The organism is Pseudomonas sp. B26(2017) (assembly GCF_002113045.1).
Lineage (GTDB): Bacteria > Pseudomonadota > Gammaproteobacteria > Pseudomonadales > Pseudomonadaceae > Aquipseudomonas.
Genome location: NZ_NEJJ01000005.1, coordinates 253,798 through 273,565, shown reverse-complemented (window position 1 = coordinate 273,565; position 19,768 = coordinate 253,798). Strand labels below are relative to the sequence as shown.

At 63.1% G+C, this 19,768-nt stretch carries 19 protein-coding genes; 10 read left to right on the top strand and 9 right to left on the bottom strand.

Annotation, left to right across the window (positions count from 1 at the left end):
• Window positions 1–24: 24 nt before the first annotated feature.
• Entirely contained in the window at window positions 25–2,130 is a 2,106-nt protein-coding gene (locus tag CAF79_RS09975) for a mechanosensitive ion channel family protein (protein WP_085697661.1), read from the top strand.
• Here the strand turns inward: CAF79_RS09975 and CAF79_RS09970 are convergent.
• Window positions 2,124–6,419 (bottom strand): DEAD/DEAH box helicase, encoded by a 4,296-nt coding sequence (locus CAF79_RS09970; RefSeq protein WP_085697660.1) that lies wholly within the window; start codon window positions 6,417–6,419, stop codon window positions 2,124–2,126. The two genes, CAF79_RS09975 and CAF79_RS09970, sit on opposite strands and share 7 nt — an antisense overlap.
• A 178-nt stretch (window positions 6,420–6,597) precedes the next feature.
• Between CAF79_RS09970 and CAF79_RS09965 the strand changes: the two genes are divergently transcribed.
• Window positions 6,598–7,482 (top strand): sugar nucleotide-binding protein, encoded by an 885-nt coding sequence (locus CAF79_RS09965; RefSeq protein ID WP_085697659.1) that lies wholly within the window; start codon window positions 6,598–6,600, stop codon window positions 7,480–7,482.
• Window positions 7,475–8,404, top strand: a complete 930-nt coding sequence (locus CAF79_RS09960) for an NAD-dependent epimerase/dehydratase family protein (protein ID WP_085697658.1) — start codon at window positions 7,475–7,477, stop codon at window positions 8,402–8,404. Before CAF79_RS09965 ends, CAF79_RS09960 begins: the two co-directional genes overlap by 8 nt.
• 177 nt (window positions 8,405–8,581) lie before the next feature.
• Here CAF79_RS09960 and CAF79_RS09955 read toward each other — a convergent pair whose 3' ends face one another.
• The 5 genes from CAF79_RS09955 to CAF79_RS09935 form a co-directional block, all read right to left on the bottom strand.
• Window positions 8,582–9,280: an OmpW family protein gene (locus CAF79_RS09955; protein ID WP_085697657.1), complete on the bottom strand. Its 699-nt coding sequence runs from the start codon at window positions 9,278–9,280 to the stop codon at window positions 8,582–8,584.
• Window positions 9,281–9,502: 222 nt separating this feature from the next.
• On the bottom strand, window positions 9,503–10,021 hold the full coding sequence (locus CAF79_RS09950) for a DUF3299 domain-containing protein (RefSeq protein ID WP_085697691.1): 519 nt from the start codon (window positions 10,019–10,021) through the stop codon (window positions 9,503–9,505).
• Window positions 10,022–10,032: 11 nt separating this feature from the next.
• Window positions 10,033–11,298 carry an ABC transporter permease gene (locus tag CAF79_RS09945; protein ID WP_085697656.1) on the bottom strand — a complete coding sequence of 422 codons (1,266 nt, stop codon included), beginning with the start codon at window positions 11,296–11,298 and terminating at the stop codon, window positions 10,033–10,035.
• Window position 11,299: 1 nt separating this feature from the next.
• Entirely contained in the window at window positions 11,300–12,010 is a 711-nt protein-coding gene (locus CAF79_RS09940; RefSeq protein ID WP_007955587.1) for an ABC transporter ATP-binding protein, read from the bottom strand.
• Window positions 12,011–12,024: 14 nt separating this feature from the next.
• Complete coding sequence (locus CAF79_RS09935) at window positions 12,025–12,621, bottom strand: DUF2796 domain-containing protein (protein WP_085697655.1); 597 nt, start codon at window positions 12,619–12,621, stop codon at window positions 12,025–12,027.
• A 134-nt stretch (window positions 12,622–12,755) separates the two neighbouring features.
• Here CAF79_RS09935 and CAF79_RS09930 point away from each other — a divergent pair, with 134 nt between their 5' ends.
• Window positions 12,756–13,112 carry a hypothetical protein gene (locus tag CAF79_RS09930; RefSeq protein ID WP_085697654.1) on the top strand — a complete coding sequence of 119 codons (357 nt, stop codon included), beginning with the start codon at window positions 12,756–12,758 and terminating at the stop codon, window positions 13,110–13,112.
• Window positions 13,113–13,116: 4 nt separating this feature from the next.
• Here CAF79_RS09930 and trxA read toward each other — a convergent pair whose 3' ends face one another.
• From trxA to CAF79_RS09915, 3 genes are read right to left on the bottom strand one after another with little or no spacing between them, the layout of a single operon-like run.
• A complete protein-coding gene (trxA, locus tag CAF79_RS09925; protein ID WP_085697653.1) occupies window positions 13,117–13,989 on the bottom strand; it encodes a thioredoxin in 873 nt (290 codons plus the stop codon).
• Between the two features lie 39 nt (window positions 13,990–14,028).
• Window positions 14,029–14,685, bottom strand: a complete 657-nt coding sequence (locus tag CAF79_RS09920; RefSeq protein WP_085697652.1) for a methyltransferase — start codon at window positions 14,683–14,685, stop codon at window positions 14,029–14,031.
• A complete protein-coding gene (locus CAF79_RS09915) occupies window positions 14,682–15,146 on the bottom strand; it encodes a YbaY family lipoprotein (RefSeq protein WP_007955577.1) in 465 nt (154 codons plus the stop codon). The genes CAF79_RS09920 and CAF79_RS09915 overlap by 4 nt, the downstream gene beginning before the upstream one ends.
• Window positions 15,147–15,274: 128 nt before the next feature.
• Here CAF79_RS09915 and nrdR point away from each other — a divergent pair, with 128 nt between their 5' ends.
• The 6 genes from nrdR to nusB all read left to right on the top strand — a co-directional run bounded on the left by nrdR (window position 15,275) and on the right by nusB (window position 19,752).
• Complete coding sequence (gene nrdR / locus CAF79_RS09910; RefSeq protein WP_007906838.1) at window positions 15,275–15,739, top strand: transcriptional regulator NrdR; 465 nt, start codon at window positions 15,275–15,277, stop codon at window positions 15,737–15,739.
• The gene (gene ribD / locus CAF79_RS09905) at window positions 15,736–16,854 is read left to right on the top strand and encodes a bifunctional diaminohydroxyphosphoribosylaminopyrimidine deaminase/5-amino-6-(5-phosphoribosylamino)uracil reductase RibD (protein ID WP_085697651.1); all 1,119 of its coding nucleotides are present in this window, start codon (window positions 15,736–15,738) and stop codon (window positions 16,852–16,854) included. The genes nrdR and ribD overlap by 4 nt, the downstream gene beginning before the upstream one ends.
• A gap of 62 nt (window positions 16,855–16,916) precedes the next feature.
• Entirely contained in the window at window positions 16,917–17,579 is a 663-nt protein-coding gene (locus tag CAF79_RS09900; RefSeq protein WP_085697650.1) for a riboflavin synthase, read from the top strand.
• Between the two features lie 16 nt (window positions 17,580–17,595).
• Window positions 17,596–18,687 carry a bifunctional 3,4-dihydroxy-2-butanone-4-phosphate synthase/GTP cyclohydrolase II gene (ribBA, locus tag CAF79_RS09895; protein WP_085697649.1) on the top strand — a complete coding sequence of 364 codons (1,092 nt, stop codon included), beginning with the start codon at window positions 17,596–17,598 and terminating at the stop codon, window positions 18,685–18,687.
• 91 nt (window positions 18,688–18,778) lie between these two features.
• Entirely contained in the window at window positions 18,779–19,255 is a 477-nt protein-coding gene (ribE, locus tag CAF79_RS09890; protein ID WP_003228649.1) for a 6,7-dimethyl-8-ribityllumazine synthase, read from the top strand.
• Complete coding sequence (gene nusB / locus CAF79_RS09885) at window positions 19,252–19,752, top strand: transcription antitermination factor NusB (protein ID WP_007955566.1); 501 nt, start codon at window positions 19,252–19,254, stop codon at window positions 19,750–19,752. Before ribE ends, nusB begins: the two co-directional genes overlap by 4 nt.
• Window positions 19,753–19,768: the final 16 nt, after the last annotated feature.

Genomic DNA, 19,768 nt, shown 5'->3' with positions numbered 1-19,768 from the left:
GTTCAACCAAGGGAGCTCTGCGTTTTGACCAGGTTCAGGATCGCGATTCTATTGGGGGCATTGCTGTTGTTCGGCGGCAATGCAGTGCAAGCCGCCAGCCTGCCGGGTGTTCCGGCGACCAGTGAAGAGCCGGCCAAACCGGAACCGATCGTGCAGGGCGGACTGCTCGGCGCCATCAGTTCCAGCATCGACGACGTGCAGGACAAACTCGATCTCAACGAGCATCTGGTCGACGCCTGGCGCCTGCGCGCCGACCGGGCGGCAGATGAAGTCGACAGGCTGGTCAATCAACCTTCGAACCGCTCCGGCTGGGGCGTGGCGGGGGATTTCCTGATGCTCTCCGGCGTTTGGCTGGGCACGTTTGCCGTATTGACGGTGCTCGGCAGCCTGCTGGCCAAGCGTCTGCAGGAAGGGCGTTGGTTGCGCACCCGGCAACGCAGTCAGGACCTGATCGGTTACCTGTTGCCCTACACGTTGCCCGCGCTGATCTGCCTGCCGTTGACCCTGTACGTCAGCCATTTTCTGTCGGCCTCGATCGGCCGGGCGCTGGCGCTGTGTCTAGCCTATGCCACCAGCAGCGGGATATTTTCCACGTCGATGCTGTTGTGCGTGGTGATGATGTTCAACGTCGGCCACAAACGTCGCGCCGTGCAGATCATCCGCGACTACTGCCCGAAGCCGCTGTTCCTGATCGGCTTTCTCGCCGCATTGAGTGACGCGCTCACCAGCCCGCAGATCGCCCGGCAACTGGGCGGCAACATCACCAGCAGCATCGCCGTGTTCACCGGTCTGCTGGCGTCGATCATCTTCGGTCTGCTGGTGATTCGCCTGCGTCGGCCGGTGGCGCACCTGATCCGCAATCGCTCGCTGGCCCAGCGCTTGAAACAGCCGTCGCTGCAGGAGTCGCTGCGGATTTTTTCCGGGCTCTGGTACTGGCCGATCGTGCTGATGGTGCTGGTCTCGGCGGTCAATCTGATCGGCATCGGCGAGGACAACCAGAAGGCCCTGCGCTGCGCGTTGTTCACCACCGTGCTGTTGATCGGCACGGTGTTTCTCAGCACCGTCCTCCAGCATCTGTTCAAGTCGCGCAAGGCCGAGGCGATCCAGCGTAGCAGCGCCTACAAGGAACGCTTTCTCAGCCTGTTGCACGCTTTGCTGCGGATCGTCATCGCGATTGTGTTCATCGACATTCTCGGGCGGATCTGGGGTGTGTCGCTGCTCGACTTCGCGCAGAGCAGCACGGTCGGCCGGGCGATCAGCAATGCCCTGAGCAGCATCGGCCTGATCTTCCTCGTGACGTGGCTGCTGTGGGTGGTGCTCGACACGGCGATTCAGGAAGCGCTGAAACCACCGGTCAGCAAGCGCTCGGCGCGCCAGCCCAGCACCCGGGTGAAAACCATCCTGCCGCTGCTGCGCAATGCGATCAAAATCATCCTGGTGGTGATCTGTGCGATCACCACCATGGCCAATCTCGGGATCAACGTCGCGCCACTGCTGGCCGGCGCCGGGGTGGTCGGCCTGGCTATCGGTTTCGGCTCGCAGCAACTGGTGCAGGACGTCATCACCGGGTTGTTCATCATCATCGAAGACACCCTGTCGATCGGCGATTGGGTGGTGCTCGATTCCGGGCACGCCGGCACGGTAGAAGGCCTGACCATTCGCACCCTGCGCCTGCGCGACGGCAAGGGCTTCGTGCATTCGGTGCCGTTCGGTCAGATCAAGGCGGTGACCAATCAATCGCGGCAGTTTGCGTTCGCGTTTTTCTCGGTGCAGTTCACCTATGACACCGATGTCGACAAGGCCATCGAGCTGATCCGCGAGGCGGGGGATTCGATCCGCGAAGACCCGTTCCTCAAGTACAACCTGCAAGGGCCGCTGGATGTGTTCGGCGTGGACAAAATGGACCTGAACGGCGTGGTGCTGACTGCGCAATTCCGCACGGTGTCGGGCGGGCAATACGCGGTGAGCCGCGCGTTCAACCAGCGTTTGAAAAAGCTTGTGGATAACAGCCCTTGGGTGCATTTCGCGCAGACTTATCCACAGCAGGTTTTGTTGCCCAAGCGCCAGGAGGAAGAGGTGGCTGCGGCGCATTCATCGGTGGTGTTGCCGGAGCAGGCGCGGACTCAGTGACGGGTCAGCTTGTTGCGGATTTCGTTCATGGCGGCGAAGTCCAGCTCCACCCAGAACTGCTGCTTGCCCGCGACCTCGGCAGCGACCGGCAACCCGTCGCGATACACCAGCCGATTGCTCGCCAGCGCCGGCACTTTCGCCCCCGGCAGCAAAGTGCCGGCGAGGTTCAGCGGGTCGACGCCGCACACCGCGACCAGGCTGCCGTCATGTGGGCGACGGCGGACTTCGCGCAACAGGGGAATCGCCTCGGGCAGGGCGAATTGCTCGCCCGCCAGACCGCTGACAAACCGCCCGCCACGAATCTCGCCCCGTGCTTCCAGTCGATGGAATGTACGCAGCAGTTCGCGCCAGCTCGGCAACCAGTCGGCCTCGCGCTCCAGCAGGCGCCAGAACACCACGCCATAGCGCCGCAACAAGGTCATGGCGACGTGCTCGAGGGTTTCGGGCGACGCTGTTTGACGGTTTTCCACAACCGGCCCGCGACGCAGTAGCGCCCAGCGCCCGGCATCGTCCATGCCACCGACAAATGCCCCCCGTCCGCGTCGACTGCTGCGCTGCTGGCGCTTGCTCGCCGGGGTGATCAGTGCCCGCAACCCGGCAAAACTGTCGGCATTCACCAGACCGGCGCCGACCAGTTCCTGCAAGGCGATTTCCAGTTCGGTGCGCAGCAGGTGCGCTTCATGAATCAGCTCATCGAAGAACAGCGCGCCGTGCTGGCTCAGCGCGTCGAAAACCTTTCGGGTCTTGGGCGACAGTTCGCTGAGCGGCGTCTGTTCGGCCAGTGCACTCCACAAGCCGACCTGACTGCGCGGCAGCAACACGATCGGTGTGCTGCGCAATGCCGTGCCGCTGATGTTTTGCCGGGCGCTGAGGCGCGTCCATACCAGTTTGCCGCTGCGGCACAGATCGTCCAGCCAGCTCGGTGAATAGTCCTTGAGCCGCGCTGGAAGGATGTCGCTATCCCACGCCGATGCGGCAGCCGGATAGCCTTCGAACTGACCGACAATCGCCGGCAACACGGTGCTGCCCTGACCCCGAGTGGACGCGGATAAATGCTGCCAGTCGAACAGAAACCGCGTGAAATCCTGCAACGCCACCGGCTCGATTTCCCGGCGCAGACGCTTGACCGTGTAGCGGTGAATGCGTGCCAGCAGGTGTCGTTCGCACCACTCCTCAACGGTCGATCCCGGCGTGAAATGGCCCCGCAGCACATAACCCTCGTGCTCCAGTCGAGCGAGGGCTTGATGAACAGAGGCCGGCATCAAGGCCAGCGGCTTGGCAATCGCCGCCAGTGGTAAAGGACCGAATGCGCCGAGCCGCGCGCGGATCACTTCGACCAGTGCGTCATCGGCCGTCCATGCTTTGTCGAAACCGGGTAATGCGGGGAGTGCCGATTGCGCCTGTGGATAAAGCGCTTGCAGACACGTCAGGCGTTCTCTCGCCAGCCACAGTGAATGCTTGGGATTGATCTGCAACTGGCAGGCTCGCCCGGTATCGGCCAGAGCATTCAGCCAACCGCGCCACGGCGGATTGGCCTCGACTTCGCGGTCGCTGATGCAGGCCAGGCTCATCAATGTTTCGTGCATTTCATCGGCGCTGTCTGGCGTCGGCCACGCCTCTTCGCGCACGGCTTCGATCGCATCGGCGTCCAGTGCGCCGAGGTCATCGGTGGATTGCGGATCGCTCCAGCGGCGGTTGAGCACGGCCTGGGTGCGACGTTCTTCCAGCGGCGCATCGTCGAGAAAGGTGTAGGGCCGGGCGCTGAGGATTTCCGCCGCCAGCGGCGAGGGCGCCGGCAGGTCGCGGGCGATCAAGCGCACTTCGCCGCGCTCCATGCGCCGCAGGAGTTCGAGCCAGCCTTCACTGTCCATCGCTTCATGCAGGCAATCGTCGAGGGTCTGTTCCACCAGCGGATGCGCGGGGATTTCCCGTTCGCCGGCGAGGTTTTCCAGGCAGGCGATCTGATCGGGAAACACACTGGCGATCAGGTCTTCGCTTTTCATCCGCTGCAATTGCGGCGCGACTTTGCGCCCGCCCGTGTAGCGCGGCAGGGCCAGCGCCACCCCGGCATTCCAGCGCCAGCGCACACCGAACAGCGGCGCATCCAGTACCGCCTGAATCAGGATGTGCTCGGCGCTGTTGCTGTGCAGGTAACGCCAGACCTCGTCGAGTTCGAAACTGTGGCTGGTGGATAGCGACAGCACGATCGCGTCTTCGCTGGCGGCGGCCTGCAATTCGAAGTTGAAGGTGCGGCAGAAGCGCTTGCGCAAGGCCAGGCCCCAGGCGCGATTGATACGGCTGCCGAACGGCGAATGAATGATCAGTTGGGTGCCGCCGGACTCGTCGAAAAACCGTTCCATCAGCAGCGTGTCTCGCGACGGTAAGGCGCCGAGGGCGAGGCGGGCACGGGCCAGGTAATCGACCAGCTGTTCGGCACTGGCTAGATCCAGTCCCAGGGTTGCGGTCAGCCAGTCGAGGGCCGGTTGCAGATTGCCGGGGCTGGCGCTCAGCATTTCGTCGAGCTGTGCTTGCAGGCGTGCCACGGCCACCGACAATTCATCGCTGCGCCCCGGTGCTTCGCCGAGCCAGAACGGAATGGTCGGCGGCTGACCCTGGGCGTCCTCGACCCGTACCTTGCCGGTTTCCACCCGCAGGATGCGATAGGAGGCGTTGCCGAGCTGGAACACGTCGCCGGCGATGCTCTCCACGGCGAAGTCTTCGTTGACGCTGCCGATGTTCAGGCTCTGGGGTTCGAGCAATACGCTGTAGTCGGCGTTGTCGGGGATGGTGCCGCCGCTGGTGACGGCGGTCAGCCGGGCGCCGCGTCGTCCGCGCAGGGTTCGGCTGACGGCGTCGTGGTGCAGATAGGCGCTGCGCATGCCCTGACGGCCGTTGTAGCCCTCGGCGAGCATCGCCAGCAGCGCCTGATAATGTTTTTCGTCGAGGCGGGCGTAGGGCTCGGCCCGTCGCAACAGCGCAAGCAAATCGTCCTCGGCCCATTCCTGGCAACTGACCTCGGCGATGATCTGCTGCGCCAGCACATCCAGCGGCGCTTCGGGGATGTGCAGCGTATCGAGTTCACCCCGGCGCACGCAGTCGAGCAGCGCGGCGCATTCGATCAGGTCGTCGCGGGTGGTGGCGAACAGGCGCCCCTTGGGTGTGCCGCCGACTTGGTGCCCGGAGCGGCCGACCCGTTGCAGAAAACCGGCAATCGAGCGCGGAGAGGCGATCTGGCAGACGAGGTCGACTTCGCCGATGTCGATCCCCAGTTCCAGCGACGCGGTGGCGATCAGCACTTGCAGCTCGCCGCGCTTGAGCCGCTGTTCCGCATCGAGGCGAAACTCCTTGGCCAGACTGCCGTGGTGCGCGGCCACCGCCTGTTTGCCGAGGCGTTCGCTGAGGTGCCGGCTCAGGCGTTCGGCCAGGCGCCGGGTGTTGACGAAAATCAGCGTGGTGCGGTGTTCACGAGCCAGTGTGGCGAGGCGGTCATAAACCAGTTCCCAGACGTCATTGGCCATCACGGCCGACAATGGCACCGGCGGCACTTCGATGCCCAGATCCCGTGGGCGCGCGTGGCCGATGTCGATGATTTCGCACGGGCGCTCATGACCGACCAGAAACCGCGCCACCGCATCGATCGGTTTTTGCGTGGCCGACAGGCCGATGCGGGTCAGCGGTTCGGCGCACAGGGCCTGCAAGCGTTCGAGGCTCAAGGCCAGGTGGCTGCCTCGTTTACCGGCAGCGATGGCATGGATTTCATCGACGATCACCGTGCGCGTGGTGCCGAGCATCTTTCGCCCCGAATCCGAACCCAGCAGCACGTAGAGCGATTCCGGGGTGGTCACCAGAATGTGCGGCGCGCTCTTGCGCATGGCGGCGCGCTCTTTCTGCGGGGTGTCGCCGGTGCGCACGGCGGTGGTGATTTCCAGCGGCGGCAGATCCATTTGGCGCAACTGCTCGGTTATCCCGGCCAGCGGGTTCTGCAGGTTGATGCGGATGTCGTTGGACAGCGCCTTGAGCGGCGAAACGTAGACCACCAGGGTTTCGTCCGGCAGACCGTCCGGGGTTTCCAGGCCACGGTGGACCAGATCGTCGAGCACGGCGAGGAACGCGGTGAGGGTCTTGCCGGAGCCGGTGGGCGCGGCGATCAGCGTCGAGCGGCGCTGGCGGATCAACGGCCATGCGCGGGCCTGGGCGGCCGTCACCGTCGGGAAGGTGCTGCTGAACCAGGCGCTGACGGCGGGGTGAAAGCCTGCCAGCGCCGCGTCCGTGGGAAGGGGCAAATTCATGGTTTCAGTTATGCGGGTGGGCGGGCGAAGTTGCAAGTACCGCTCGGGATCTACACTTTACGGGTGACGGTTGCGCACTAAACCCGCAAAATGCAACGATTCCGGCAATTATCGACGACGCTGCCACAGGCATCGTCGCCAAAGCCATCGTTCCAATCAGACTGGGCCTGCTGACTCTATGCGAATGCGCCTTATGTTACTGGGCGGCGGAAATGCCCTTGGGCAGGCGCTGATTCGCCTCGGTGCAGAGGAAGACATCGGTTTCCTCGCCCCCCGCCCGCCCGAAGACGGCTGGGATGCCGCGAGCCTGACCCAATTGCTCGACGACACCCGTCCCGATGCATTGATCAACCTTGCCTACTATTTCGACTGGTTCCAGGCCGAGACCGTCAGCGAAACCCGTCTGGCCGGGCAGGAACGCGCCATCGAGCGACTGGCCGAACTATGCCAGCACCACAACATTGTGCTGGTGCAGCCTTCCAGCTATCGGGTGTTCGACGGTTCCCGCGCCACCGCCTACAGCGAAAAGGACGAGCCGGTGCCGTTGGGCCTGCGCGGTCAGGCGTTGTGGCGAATCGAGCAAAGCGTACGGGCCACTTGCCCGCAACACGTGCTGCTGCGCTTCGGCTGGCTGCTCGACGACAGCCCGGAAGGCATCCTCGGGCGCTTCCTGGCCCGGGCCGAACAGCCGGAAGAATTGCTGCTGGCCGATGACCGTCGTGGCAATCCGACCCCGGTCGACGATGCGGCCCGAGTGATCATCTCGGTGCTCAAACAACTCGATTGCGCCGCGCCGCTGTGGGGCACTTACCACTACGCCGGCCACGAGGCGACCACACCGCTGGCGCTGGGCCAAGCGATTCTCACCGAAGCGCGCAGCCTGCACCCGCTGGCCATCGAATCCCCGACCGCCCAGGCCCACGCCGCGCGGCCGGACGCTGCCGAAGAGCCGCAACACGCGGTGCTCGCCTGCAAGAAAATTCTGCACACCTTCGGGATCAAGCCGCGCGCCTGGCGTGCCGCGCTCCCGGGCTTACTGGATAGGTTTTATCGTCATGGCTGAAGGCCCTGTTTTAATCACCGGCGGTGCCGGTTTCATCGGCTCGCACCTGACTGACGCGCTGCTTGCCAAGGGCCATTCGGTGCGGATCCTCGATGATCTGTCGACCGGCAAGCGCAGCAATCTGCCGCTGGACAATCCCAGGGTCGAGCTGATCGTCGGCGACGTCGCCGATGCGGCGCTGGTCGCCAGAGCGATGGAAGGTTGCAGCGCAGTCGCGCACCTGGCTGCCGTGGCATCGGTGCAGGCGTCGGTGGATGATCCGGTGAAGACTCATCAGAGCAATTTCATCGGCACGCTGAACGTCTGCGAAGCCATGCGCGAGGCCGGTGTGAAGCGCGTGTTGTACGCTTCCAGCGCAGCGGTCTACGGCAACAATGGCGAAGGCGAGTCGATTGACGAAGACACGCCCAAGGCGCCGTTGACGCCTTACGCGTCGGACAAACTGGCCGGCGAGCAGTACTTCGATTTCTACCGCCGTCAGCACGGTCTGGAACCGGCAATCTTCCGCTTCTTCAACATCTTCGGTCCGCGCCAGGATCCGTCCTCGCCGTACTCCGGGGTGATCAGCATTTTCAGCGAGCGCGCGCAGAAAGGCCTGCCGATCACCGTATTCGGCGATGGCGAGCAGACCCGGGATTTCATGTACGTCGAAGACCTGGTCGATGTGCTGGTGCAGGCAATCGAAAAGCCGCAAGTGGATGTCGGTGCGGTGAACGTCGGCTGGAATCAGGCGACCAATCTCAAGCAGATGCTGGCCGCGCTCGAAGCGGTGGTCGGCGAGTTGCCGCCCGTCAGCTACGGCCCGGCGCGCTCCGGTGACATCCGCCATTCGCGGGCGAACAACCGCCGGTTGCTTGAGCGATTCAACTGCCCGACACCAACGCCGATGAACGTCGGCCTGGCCCGTCTGCTCGGCCGCTGAGCTTCTTGCAGACATGAAAAAGGCGCCTTTTGACAGGCGCCTTTTTCACGGCCGGAATTCGGGTTTCAAACCTGTTTCCTGTAGCGAGGGAGCTTGCTCCCCGGTCGATGGCGTAACATCGCCGTCAGTTCTGAGCTGCCCGCCACCAAGCCTCATTCACCACCACGTGAACGTTCTTCAGAACTTGTAGCCTAGACCAACCATGTAGATGAAGGGATCAACGTCCACATTCACCCGTGCACGGGTGCCCGGAGCCACGGCGTTGTTCTCGACGGTGGCGCGGGTGTCGATGTCGATGTAGCGCACCTGGGCGTTGAGCATGATGTTGTCAGTCAGCATGTAGTCGGCGCCGACCTGCCAGGCCAGGCCCCAGGAGTTTTTCGCCTTGAAGTTGCTGAAGCCGTTGGACTGGGCTTCGCTGCCGACGTGCTCGTCGTAGATCCAGGTGTAGTTGATGCCGCCGCCGATGTACGGCTGGAAGGCCGACTTCGCATCCAGCGGGTAGTAGACGACGCTCAGGGTCGGCGGCAGGTGTTTCAGGGTGCCGAGCTTGCCATTGGCGGCCGGCAGGGCAGTGCCCTTGATCTTCACGTCATGCTCGAACGGCGAGGCGGCCAACAGCTCGATACCGATGTTGTTGGTCAGCATGTAGGCGAAGTTCAGACCCAGTTGGGTGTCGCTGCTCATGGTCGCCTTGCCGCCCAGGTTGGCGCCGCTCAGCGGACCCTGATCGACCTTGACGCTGGAGCTGTCGGCCTTCGGGTTGACGGTGATCGCACCGGCGCGAACGATGATGTCGCCGGCTTCGTGGGCGTGGGCGAGCGGGGCTGCGAGCGCGAGGGCAAACAGCGAGGCGCTGAGCAAGGACTTGTTCATGGAAGCTCCCAAAGGACGTTAAAAATGTTTGATGTCCTATGGTACGAATCCGTCTGATACGGTCTTTTGACTCAGCTCAATGAAACAGTGATGGGCGTTTTTTTTGTGGAACCTTTGCCGACCCCTTCGCGAGCAAGCTCGCTCCCACATTAGAGCTCGGTCAACTGTGGGAGCGAGCTTGCTCGCGAAGACAATGGGCCAAACAGTACAGAATGACCGGATTTACTCCGGCAGCTCATAGACGTAAATCTTGTCAGCTTCCATCTGATACCCGGCGTCAGCCAGTTCGCTGGTGGACGGTTTGACCTGCAACGGCCCTTCGACCCAGTACGGCTGATACAGCTCATCGAGCTTCACGCCGAGTTCGCTTTTCACGTGCACGATCTGGTTCGACGGCGGTGGCGGCACGTGGATGCAGGCGCCGAAATACGGCACCAGCAGGAAGTCCGTGGTGCGACCTTCTTCGCTGACTTCCAGCGGCACGATGTAGCCCGGCAGGCGAATGTTCTGGCCGTCGAGGCTTTGCACTACCGGGGCGTTGGGCATGTCCTGTTTCGCCGCTGGCGCGGACTCGGCCGACAGCGCATCGCCCATCTTCGACAGGTCATGCAGCGGCGTCATGTTCGGCACTTCGGGCGCCGCGTCCGGCGGGATCATCTCCGACCAGGTCAGGTCTTTCGGTGCCGCCGCCCAGACGGGCAGGGCGACCAGCATCAGCAGCGCAAGGACAGCGCGGGGCATGGTGAACATCCTCATAAACGGATCGACAGGCCATCGGCCAATGATTGGCGATACGCGCGCCAGGCCGGCACGCTGCCCATCAGCAGCGCGGCAGCCAGAATGCCACCGAGCAGCGTCCATTCATACTCGCTTGGCCATGCCAGCGGCAGATACAAGCCGTAATTGGCCTGCACATAACCCTGAGCGGCGGCGATGCCGAGGTACAGCAACGCCAGCCCGGCGATCACCCCGGTCAGCGCCAGAGCGAACGCCTCCAGCACCAAAAGGCTCGCGATATGCCACGGTCGCGCGCCCACCGAACGCAGGATCGCCATTTCGCGGCGACGTTCGTTGAGGCTGGTGAGAATCGCCGTGAGCATGCCGATCAGTCCAGTCAGCACCACGAACAGCGAGACCACAAACAACGCTTTTTCGGCGGTGCTCATCAGGCTCCACAATTCCTGCAAGGCCACGCCCGGCAGGATCGCCAGCATCGGCTCGCCACGGAATTCGTTGATTTCCCGTTGCAGCGCGAAGGTGGAGATTTTGCTGTTGAGGCCGAGCATGAACGCGGTGATTGCTTGCGGCGTCAGGTCCATGTTGCGCGCCTGATCGGCGCTGATCCGACCGTTACCACGGGCCGGCACGCCGTTGTGCCAGTCGATGTGAATCGCCTCCATGCCGCCGAGGCTGATGTGCAACGTGCGATCCACCGGGGTGCCGGTGCGCTTAAGAATCCCGACCACGGTGAACGGCTTGTCGTCGTGCTTGACCAGGCTGATCGCCGCCACGCCGTGGGCCAGCACCAGCTTGTCGCCGAGCTTGTAATGCAGGGCTTCGGCCACTTCGGCACCGAGCACCACTTCGAACGGATCGGTGGCGAAGGCGCGGCCGTCGGCCAGTTCCAGGTGTTGCTGGCGACCGTACTGGTAATGCTCGAAATAGGCTTGGGTGGTGCCCATCACCCGGTAACCGCGATGGGAATCGCCGAGGGACATCGGGATCGCCCACTTCACCTTCGGGTTGCTGGCGAAGTGTTCGAAGCTGTCCCAGCGGATGTTGTTGGTGGCGTTGCCGATGCGAAATACCGAGTACAGCAGCAAGTTCACCGACCCCGACCGGGCGCCGACGATCAGGTCGGTGCCGCTGATGGTGCTGGCGAAACTGGCCTTGGCTTCGGTGCGCACCCGCTCGACGGCCAGCAGTAGGCAGACGGAAAGCGCGATGGCGAAAGCAGTGAGCAGAGCGGTGAAACGCCGGTTGGCGAGGCTGGCCATGGCCAGACGGAACAGATACATCTCAGACCTCGGCAGACGTGGCGGCGCGATTGAGTTCGGCCAGGGACAGATGACGGTCGAACAGCGGCGCCAGGCTCTGGTCGTGGCTGACGAACAACAGACTTGATCCAGCTTCGCGGCACTCGGCGAACAGCAGGCGAATGAAGTTTTCCCGGGCGTCGTAATCCAGCGCCGAGGTCGGTTCGTCGGCGATCACCAGTTCCGGCTGACCGATCAACGCTCGGGCCGCGGCGACCCGCTGTTGCTGACCGATCGACAGCGAATCGGCGCGGCGGCTCAGAATGCTTTCGTCCTTCAGGCCCAAATGGGCGAGCAGGGTGGCGGCAGCCTGATCGACGCTGCCGTGGCGCTGCTTCGCACGCTCGGCACGCAGCTTCGAGAAGTGGCACGGCAGCTCGACGTTCTCGCGCACCGAGAGAAACGGCAGCAGGTTGAACTGCTGGAAAATGTAGCCGGTGTGATCGACGCGAAAACGATCGCGGGCGCCGGCACCCAGTTCGGTCAGCTCCTGGCCGAGCAGCCGAATGCTGCCGCGACCGGGTTTCTGCACCCCGCCGAGCAGGCCGAGCAGGGTGGTCTTACCGCTGCCGCTGGGGCCCTTGAGGAACAGGGTTTCGCCGGCTTCCAGGCGAAATGCCGGGATGTCCAGCAGCGGCGGGTGACCGGGCCAGTTGAAGCCCAGGTCAGACAGTTCGATGAGTGCTTGGGTCATGGCGCCGTTTCGTATCAGAACTTCAGGGCGGCGGCCTTGGCCGTCACTTCCGTGCCTTGCTGGCCGCTCGGGCCGATCAGTTGTACCTGAATTTTCTGGGTGGCCGGGAAGGTATTGAACAGGTTTGCCAGATCCAGGGTTTTCAACGCACCCGGCGCTGCACAGCTGAACTGGTAGTGGGCGTGGATTTCACTGTGGTCATGATGATGCTCGTGACCATCCTTGCCGGCTTCTTCTTCGTCGTCGTGGTCGTCGGCATCCGGCTTGTCGCCGAACAGCGGGCTTTCCAGTTCCTGGCTGGTGACTTTGCAACCGGCGGCGGCCGGCAGACTGAACAGCGCCAGCGGTTTTTCCAGCTGCGCACGAGCGGCGGCGACTTTGGCCTTGTCGGCATCGCTGGTGGCGACGTGTTCAAAACCCACGAGGTTCATCGCCGGGCTTTCCAGCTCCAGCTCCAGGGTCTGGCCGTCGAGGGCGGCGTTCAGACGACCGACGCCATGTTCGTGGGCACCGAGGCTGCCGTGCTCATGGTCGTGATCATGCTCATCGGCGGCATGGGCGATGGCCAGCGGCAACAGGGCAAACGGCAAAGTGAGCAGCAGACGACGCATGGCGGTCTCCGGGAGGTAAAGTGAAGAGTTTGTTATGTAATCTTATAACGAAAGTGCGCAGAGTTTGCCCGCCCGCTTGGCGTTATACAAGTCCCATGGGAGCATGCAGGTCAGAAATGTGCGGGAGCGAAGTTATGGTGCGGATACGCGGAACCGTCGGTGCGTTGCCGGTGGATTTGACCCTGGAACTGGATGAAAGCGACTGGGCGCGGCTCGGTGCGCAGTTGGGTATGCCGGTGCAGGCCGCCCAGCCGCAAGCTGCTGCAGCGCCTGCGGCGAAACCGGTGAATCAGGATGACGCGTTGTGGCAGGTCGCCAGGGATTTGCTGCGCAAGGCCGGGCAACTCAGCGGGCCGGAGTTGCTGGATCAGCTCGAAGGACTGACCGGCAGCGCAGCGGCGGGCAAGCGCTTGCTGGTGCGCCTGCGTCATTCGGCCGATGTGAAAGTGCTGAGCGGCGGTGATACGCCGCTCTACAGCTGGAACGAATAAGCGCTTAGTACAGCGCGGCAAACACCTTGCGCCGGTAAGCGGTCACCAGCGGGTGATCGTTGCCCAGCAGCTCGAAGACTTGCAGCAAGGTCTTGTGCGGCAGACCTTCGCTGTAGCTGCGGTTGCGGATGAACAGCTTGAGCAGTGCGTCCAGCGCCGCTTCGTATTGCTGACGGGCCAGTTGCTGGATCGCCAGTTGATACACCGCTTCATCGTCCTGCGGGTTCTGCGCCAGACGGCTTTTCAGGTCGGCGGCATCCGGCAGGTCACGGGCCAGGCCGAGGAACTTGATCTGCGCCTTGGCACCGGCCAGTGCAGCCTTGTGTTCGTCGCTCTTGACCGCGTCGAGCACGGTTTGCGCCTCACCCAGTTCACCGCGTTCAGTCAGGCAGCGAGCGTAGAGAATCAGCGCCTTGGCGTTGGTGTTGTCTTCGCCCAGCAGCGTCACCAGTGTCGCTTCCGCGTCGGCGTAACGGCCTTCGTCAAACAGTGCCTGAGCCTGTTCGAACGGATCGGCGGCGGACGGTGCCGGCATCTGCACATGCGGTTCAAGCAGGGCGCGCACCGCGGATTCCGGTTGCGCACCGGCAAAGCCGTCCACCGGTTGGCCGTCCTTGAACAGCACCACGGTCGGCAGGCTGCGGATGCCGAAACGGGCGACGATGTCCTGCTCGATATCGCAATTGACCTTGGCCAGCAGCAACTCGCCCTGATAGCTCTCGGCGATGCCTTGCAACATCGGCATCAGCGCCTTGCATGGCGCACACCATTCGGCCCAGAAATCCACCAGCACCGGTTTTTGAAAGGAGGCCTCGATCACCGACTGGTCGAAGTCGGCCGTCGTGGCGTCGAAGATGTACGGCGTTTGCTGACTCATGGGGTCTCTCGTGAAAGCGTGAATGGGGCAACTATACGGTCAGGCGCGGGCCGCATGGTAGAGGCTGACATGGCGAAACTCTTCGGGCTCGGCCAGATCCGGCAGGGTCATGGCTTCGAGCATTTCGATGCGCCGGTACAGCGGATGCCGGAAATCGCGAACCCGCGAATCCGCCACCAGCGCTTCGCGGCCACGGCTCAGGAAGGCGTCGAGCAGCGGCAGGTTTTCCCTGTCATACAGAACGTCGGCCACCAGGATCAGATCGAAGCGATCCGCTTCGGCGAAGAAATCCGTGGAATAACTCATCTGCACATCATTGAGTTCGGCATTCGCCCGACAGGCGGCAATCGCCAGCGGATCCAGGTCGCAGGCCACGACTTCCAGTGCGCCGGCCTTCACCGCCGCGATCCCGGCGATCCCGGAACCAGCGCCGAAATCCAGCACCCGCTTGCCGCGAACCCACTCGGGAAACGCCGCCAGATACCGCGCCACTGCCAGACCACTAGCCCAGCAGAAACTCCAGTACGGCGGTTCATGCAGGATGCGTTGGGTTTCTTCCTGACTGAATTCGCGCGCCATGTTGTCGCCGTCAATCAGCCACAGCCGCAAATCGGTGTCCGGCAACGCACAGGCTTTCAGTCGTGCGTCGCCGAGCAATTGGCCCAGCGACTGTTGCAGGTCTTGCGGTGCATTCATGGTGCTTTGACAAATTGCAGTTGGCCCAGGGCCTGGGTGGTCGGCTGAGTGATGGTCTGCGACGGCAGGTGCAGGATCAACTGGCCGGACTGGCTGGCGCGGCCGCGCAATTCAACCCGCGCGCCGACCGGGAAAGCGTCGGGGTTGAAGCGCAGGTGGAACGGCAGAATCTGGTTGTTGCCGATCAGACTGGAACTGGCGAGCAATTGTTGCGGGCGATCCTTGGCGTCGATCACCAGCAGCGCCAGTTCGACTTCGGCGCCGGCCGGCACGCCTTGCAGGGTGCCGCTCAGTTCCCGTTGATACGCGGGCAGCGGGCCGAGGTCGGCGGCTTCCCGGGCTTTTTTCTGCGCCTGTTGCGGCGCCGGGCCCGGCGTTGGCGGCTGAGGCTTGGGCGCATCGCTGCCACAGGCCACCAGCAGGCTGAAAACACTGAGCAAAACGAGCGGTCGTAAGGACATTGGCGGCTCCAGCAAAATGAAATCCATGGATCAAACGATCATGGCAGTCTGTATACCGCAAAGCCTATGGCTTGTCTTGCCACCGGGATGCGCTACCATGGCCCTCCCTTTTTTTGTTGCCAGCCACCATGCACTGTCCCTTCTGCGGTGCCAACGACACCAAGGTCATCGACTCGCGTCTGGTCGCCGAGGGCGAACAGGTGCGCCGCCGGCGTGAATGCCTGGCCTGCGGCGAACGTTTCACGACGTTCGAGACGGCCGAACTGGTGTTGCCGCGCCTGATCAAAACCGACGGCAGCCGCCAACCGTTCGACGAAGAAAAACTCCGCGCCGGCATGCAACGCGCCCTGGAGAAACGTCCGGTGAGCGTCGAGCGCCTCGAATCCTCGCTGGTCCATATCAAACACAAGCTGCGCGCCACCGGTGAGCGCGAGGTCAAATCCCTCGTGGTCGGCGAACTGGTGATGGCCGAGCTGAAAAAGCTCGATGAAGTCGCCTACATCCGTTTCGCATCCGTATACCGCCGCTTCCAGGACCTCAACGAATTCCGCGAAGAGATCGACCGCCTTGCCCGTGAACCGGTGAAAGAATGACCACCGCCGCCGAGCAGGCCATCCTCGACGCCCACTTCATGGCCCGGGCCCTGGAACTGGCGCGCAAGGGGCATTACACGACTCATCCCAATCCACGGGTCGGCTGCGTGATCGTGCGCGACGGGCAGATTGTCGGCGAAGGCTGGCATGAACGCGCCGGCGAACCGCACGCCGAAGTCCACGCCCTGCGCGCCGCCGGTGAGCTGGCCCGGGGCGCGACCGCTTACGTCACCCTCGAACCTTGCAGCCACCACGGCCGCACGCCGCCGTGCGCCGATGCGCTGGTGAACGCCGGTGTTGGCCGGGTGGTCGCGGCAATGCGTGATCCGAATCCACAAGTCGCCGGACGCGGTCTGCAGCGTCTGGCCGATGCCGGTATCGCCACCGAAAGCGGCGTACTGGAAATTGAAGCGCGCAAGCTCAATCAAGGTTTTCTGAAACGCATGGAACACGGCTTGCCGTTTGTGCGGGTCAAGTTGGCCATGAGCCTCGACGGCCGCACGGCAATGGAAAGCGGCGAGAGCCAATGGATCACCGGCCCGGCCGCGCGTTCTGCAGTGCAGCGTTTGCGCGCCCAGGCCAGCGTGGTGCTGACCGGTGCCGACACGGTGCTGGCCGATGGCGCACGCCTGACGGTGCGCGGCGACGAGCTGGGGCTGGATGCCGAACAAACCGCGCTGGCCCTGAGCCGTCCGCCGCTGCGGGTACTGATCGACGGGCGTCTGCGAGTGCCGCTGGATGCGCCGTTCTTCAAGGCCGGCCCGGCGCTGGTCGCCACCTGCGTGGCCATCGAAGAACAGTACGCCAACGGCCCGGAATGCCTGATCGTGCCTGGCGATGATGGTCAGGTTGATCTGCATCAGTTGCTGATCGAGCTGGCCAACCGAGGTGTCAACGAAGTGCTGGTCGAGGCCGGCCCGCGACTGGCCGGCGCATTTGCCCAGCTCGGTCTGGTCGATGAGTTCGTGATCTTCATCGCCGGCAAGTTCCTCGGCTCCACGGCGCGTCCGCTTCTGGACTGGCCGCTCGCTTATATGAAGGATGCGCCGGAGCTGAAAATCACTGAAATTCGCGCGGTTGGCGATGACTGGCGAGTCACTGCAATCCCTGTCTGATCAGCGAGCGTATAATTCCCGGCCATCGCGTTAGCGCTGGCTTCGTTCTCAAGGAGAACCCCATGTTTACCGGCATCATCGAATCCATCGGCAGTATCCGCGCATTGACCCCAAAGGGCGGTGATGTGCGGGTGCATGTCGAAACCGGCAAGCTCGACCTGAGCGACGTCAAACTCGGCGACAGCATCGCGGTCAACGGCGTGTGCCTGACCGCCGTGGAACTGCCGGGCAACGGCTTCGCTGCCGACGTCAGTCGCGAAACCCTCGACTGCACTGCCATGAATGACCTGAAAAGCGGCAGCCCGGTCAACCTGGAGAAAGCCCTGACCCCGACCACCCGTCTCGGCGGCCATCTGGTCAGCGGTCACGTCGACGGTGTCGGCGAAGTGGTCTCGCGCAGCGACAATGCCCGCGCCGTGGAATTTCGCATCCGCGCGCCGAAAGAGCTGGCCAGGTACATCGCCCACAAAGGCTCGATCACCGTCGACGGCACCAGCCTGACCGTGAACGCGGTCGATGGCGCCGAATTCCTGCTGACGATCATCCCGCACACCCTGAGCGAAACCATCATGGCGTCCTACAAGCCAGGTCGCCGGGTGAACCTGGAAGTCGACTTGCTGGCGCGTTATCTCGAGCGTCTGCTGTTGGGCGACAAGGCTGCAGAGCCAACGTCTGGCGGCATCACTGAAAGCTTTCTGGCCGCCAACGGCTACCTCAAATCCTGACTGAAGGGGGTGCCTTGTGGCGCTCAATAGCATCGAAGAACTGGTTGAAGACATCCGCCAAGGCAAGATGGTCATCCTCATGGATGACGAAGACCGCGAGAACGAAGGCGACCTGATCATGGCCGCCGAGTGCTGCAAGGCCGAGCACATCAACTTCATGGCCAAGTACGCCCGTGGCCTGATCTGCATGCCGATGAGCCGCGAGCGCTGCGAAACCCTGAAGCTGCCGCTGATGGCGCCACGCAACGGTTCCGGTTTCGGCACCAAGTTCACCGTCTCGATCGAAGCGGCCGAAGGCGTGACCACCGGTATCTCCGCCGCTGACCGCGCGCGCACCGTGCAAGCGGCGGCTGCGAAAGACGCCAAGGCTGAAGATATCGTCAGCCCGGGCCACATCTTCCCGCTGATGGCCCAGGCCGGTGGCACCCTGGCCCGAGCCGGTCACACTGAAGCGGCCTGCGACCTGGCACGCATGGCCGGTTTCGAGCCAAGCGGCGTGATCTGCGAAGTGATGAATGACGACGGCACCATGTCCCGTCGCGCCGAGCTGGAAGCCTTTGCTGCTGAGCACGACATCAAGATCGGTACCATCGCCGACCTGATTCACTATCGGATGATCCACGAACGTACCGTTCAGCGGATTGCCGAGCAGCCGCTGGACAGCGAACTGGGCCAATTCAACCTGGTGACCTATCGTGATTCCGTGGAAGGCGACGTGCACATGGCACTGACCCTGGGCACCGTTTGCGCCGAAGAACCGACCCTGGTTCGCGTGCACAACATGGACCCGCTGCGCGACCTGTTGATGGTCAAGCAACCGGGCCGCTGGAGCCTGCGCGCCGCCATGGCTGCGGTTGCCGAGGCCGGCAGCGGTGTGGTGTTGTTGCTGGGTCACCCGCTGGATGGCGACGTGTTGCTGGCGCACATCCGTGAAACCGGCGATCAGGCGACGGTGAAAAAACCGACCACCTACAGCATCGTCGGTGCCGGTTCGCAGATCCTGCGTGACCTCGGCGTGCGCAAAATGCGCCTGATGTCTGCGCCGATGAAGTTCAATGCGATATCCGGTTTCGATCTGGAAGTTGTAGAATACGTGCCCTCCGAATAATGACCGGTTGTTTCCGGCCCTGTATTCGCGGCAAATAAATCACTGAGGGACGCGAAACAGACGCGTCCCGGCTCTTTAAGAGATCTGACGAATGACCCTGAAGACCATCGAAGGTACCTTCATCGCCCCTAAAGGCCGCTACGCTTTGGTAGTGGGCCGCTTCAACAGCTTCGTGGTTGAAAGCCTGGTCAGCGGTGCAGTTGATGCCCTGGTTCGCCACGGCGTGAGCGAAAGCGACATCACCATCATCCGCGCACCTGGCGCCTTCGAAATCCCGCTGGTTGCGCAGAAAGTCGCCCAGAAAGGCGAGTTCGCAGCAATCATTGCCCTGGGCGCGGTCATTCGTGGCGGCACTCCGCACTTCGAATACGTGGCTGGCGAGTGCACCAAGGGCCTGGCCCAGGTGTCCATGGAATTCGGCGTACCGGTCGCTTTCGGCGTCCTGACCGTTGATTCCATCGAGCAAGCCATCGAACGTTCCGGCACCAAGGCCGGCAACAAAGGTGCTGAAGCTGCCCTGTCCGCTCTGGAAATGGTCAGCCTGCTGGCGCAGTTGGAGGCCAAGTGATTAGCGACGAAAGCGATCGTTTCAACCCGCGCGATCCGAAACCTGCGGATGCCGGCAAACCATCGAAAAGCGCCAAGCGCCGCGAAGCCCGTCAGCTCGCGACCCAGGCCCTGTATCAATGGCATATGGCTCGGCAGTCGTTGAACGAGATCGAAGCGCAGTTCCGGGTCGATAACGATTTCACCGATGTCGACGGTGCCTACTTCCGCGAAATCCTGCACGGGGTTCCGCAGTTCAAGACCGAAATCGACAACGCGCTCACGCCTTGCCTGGACCTGGCGATCGAAGAGCTGGATCCGGTTGAACTGGCGGTTCTGCGCCTGTCCACCTGGGAACTGCTCAAGCGCGTCGACGTGCCGTACCGTGTTGTGATCAACGAAGGTATCGAACTGGCCAAGGTGTTCGGTTCGACCGACGGCCACAAGTTCGTCAACGGCGTGCTCGACAAGCTGGCTCCGCGCCTGCGTGAAGCTGAAGTGAAGGCGTTCAAGCGCTGATCGGCGCTTGAATACT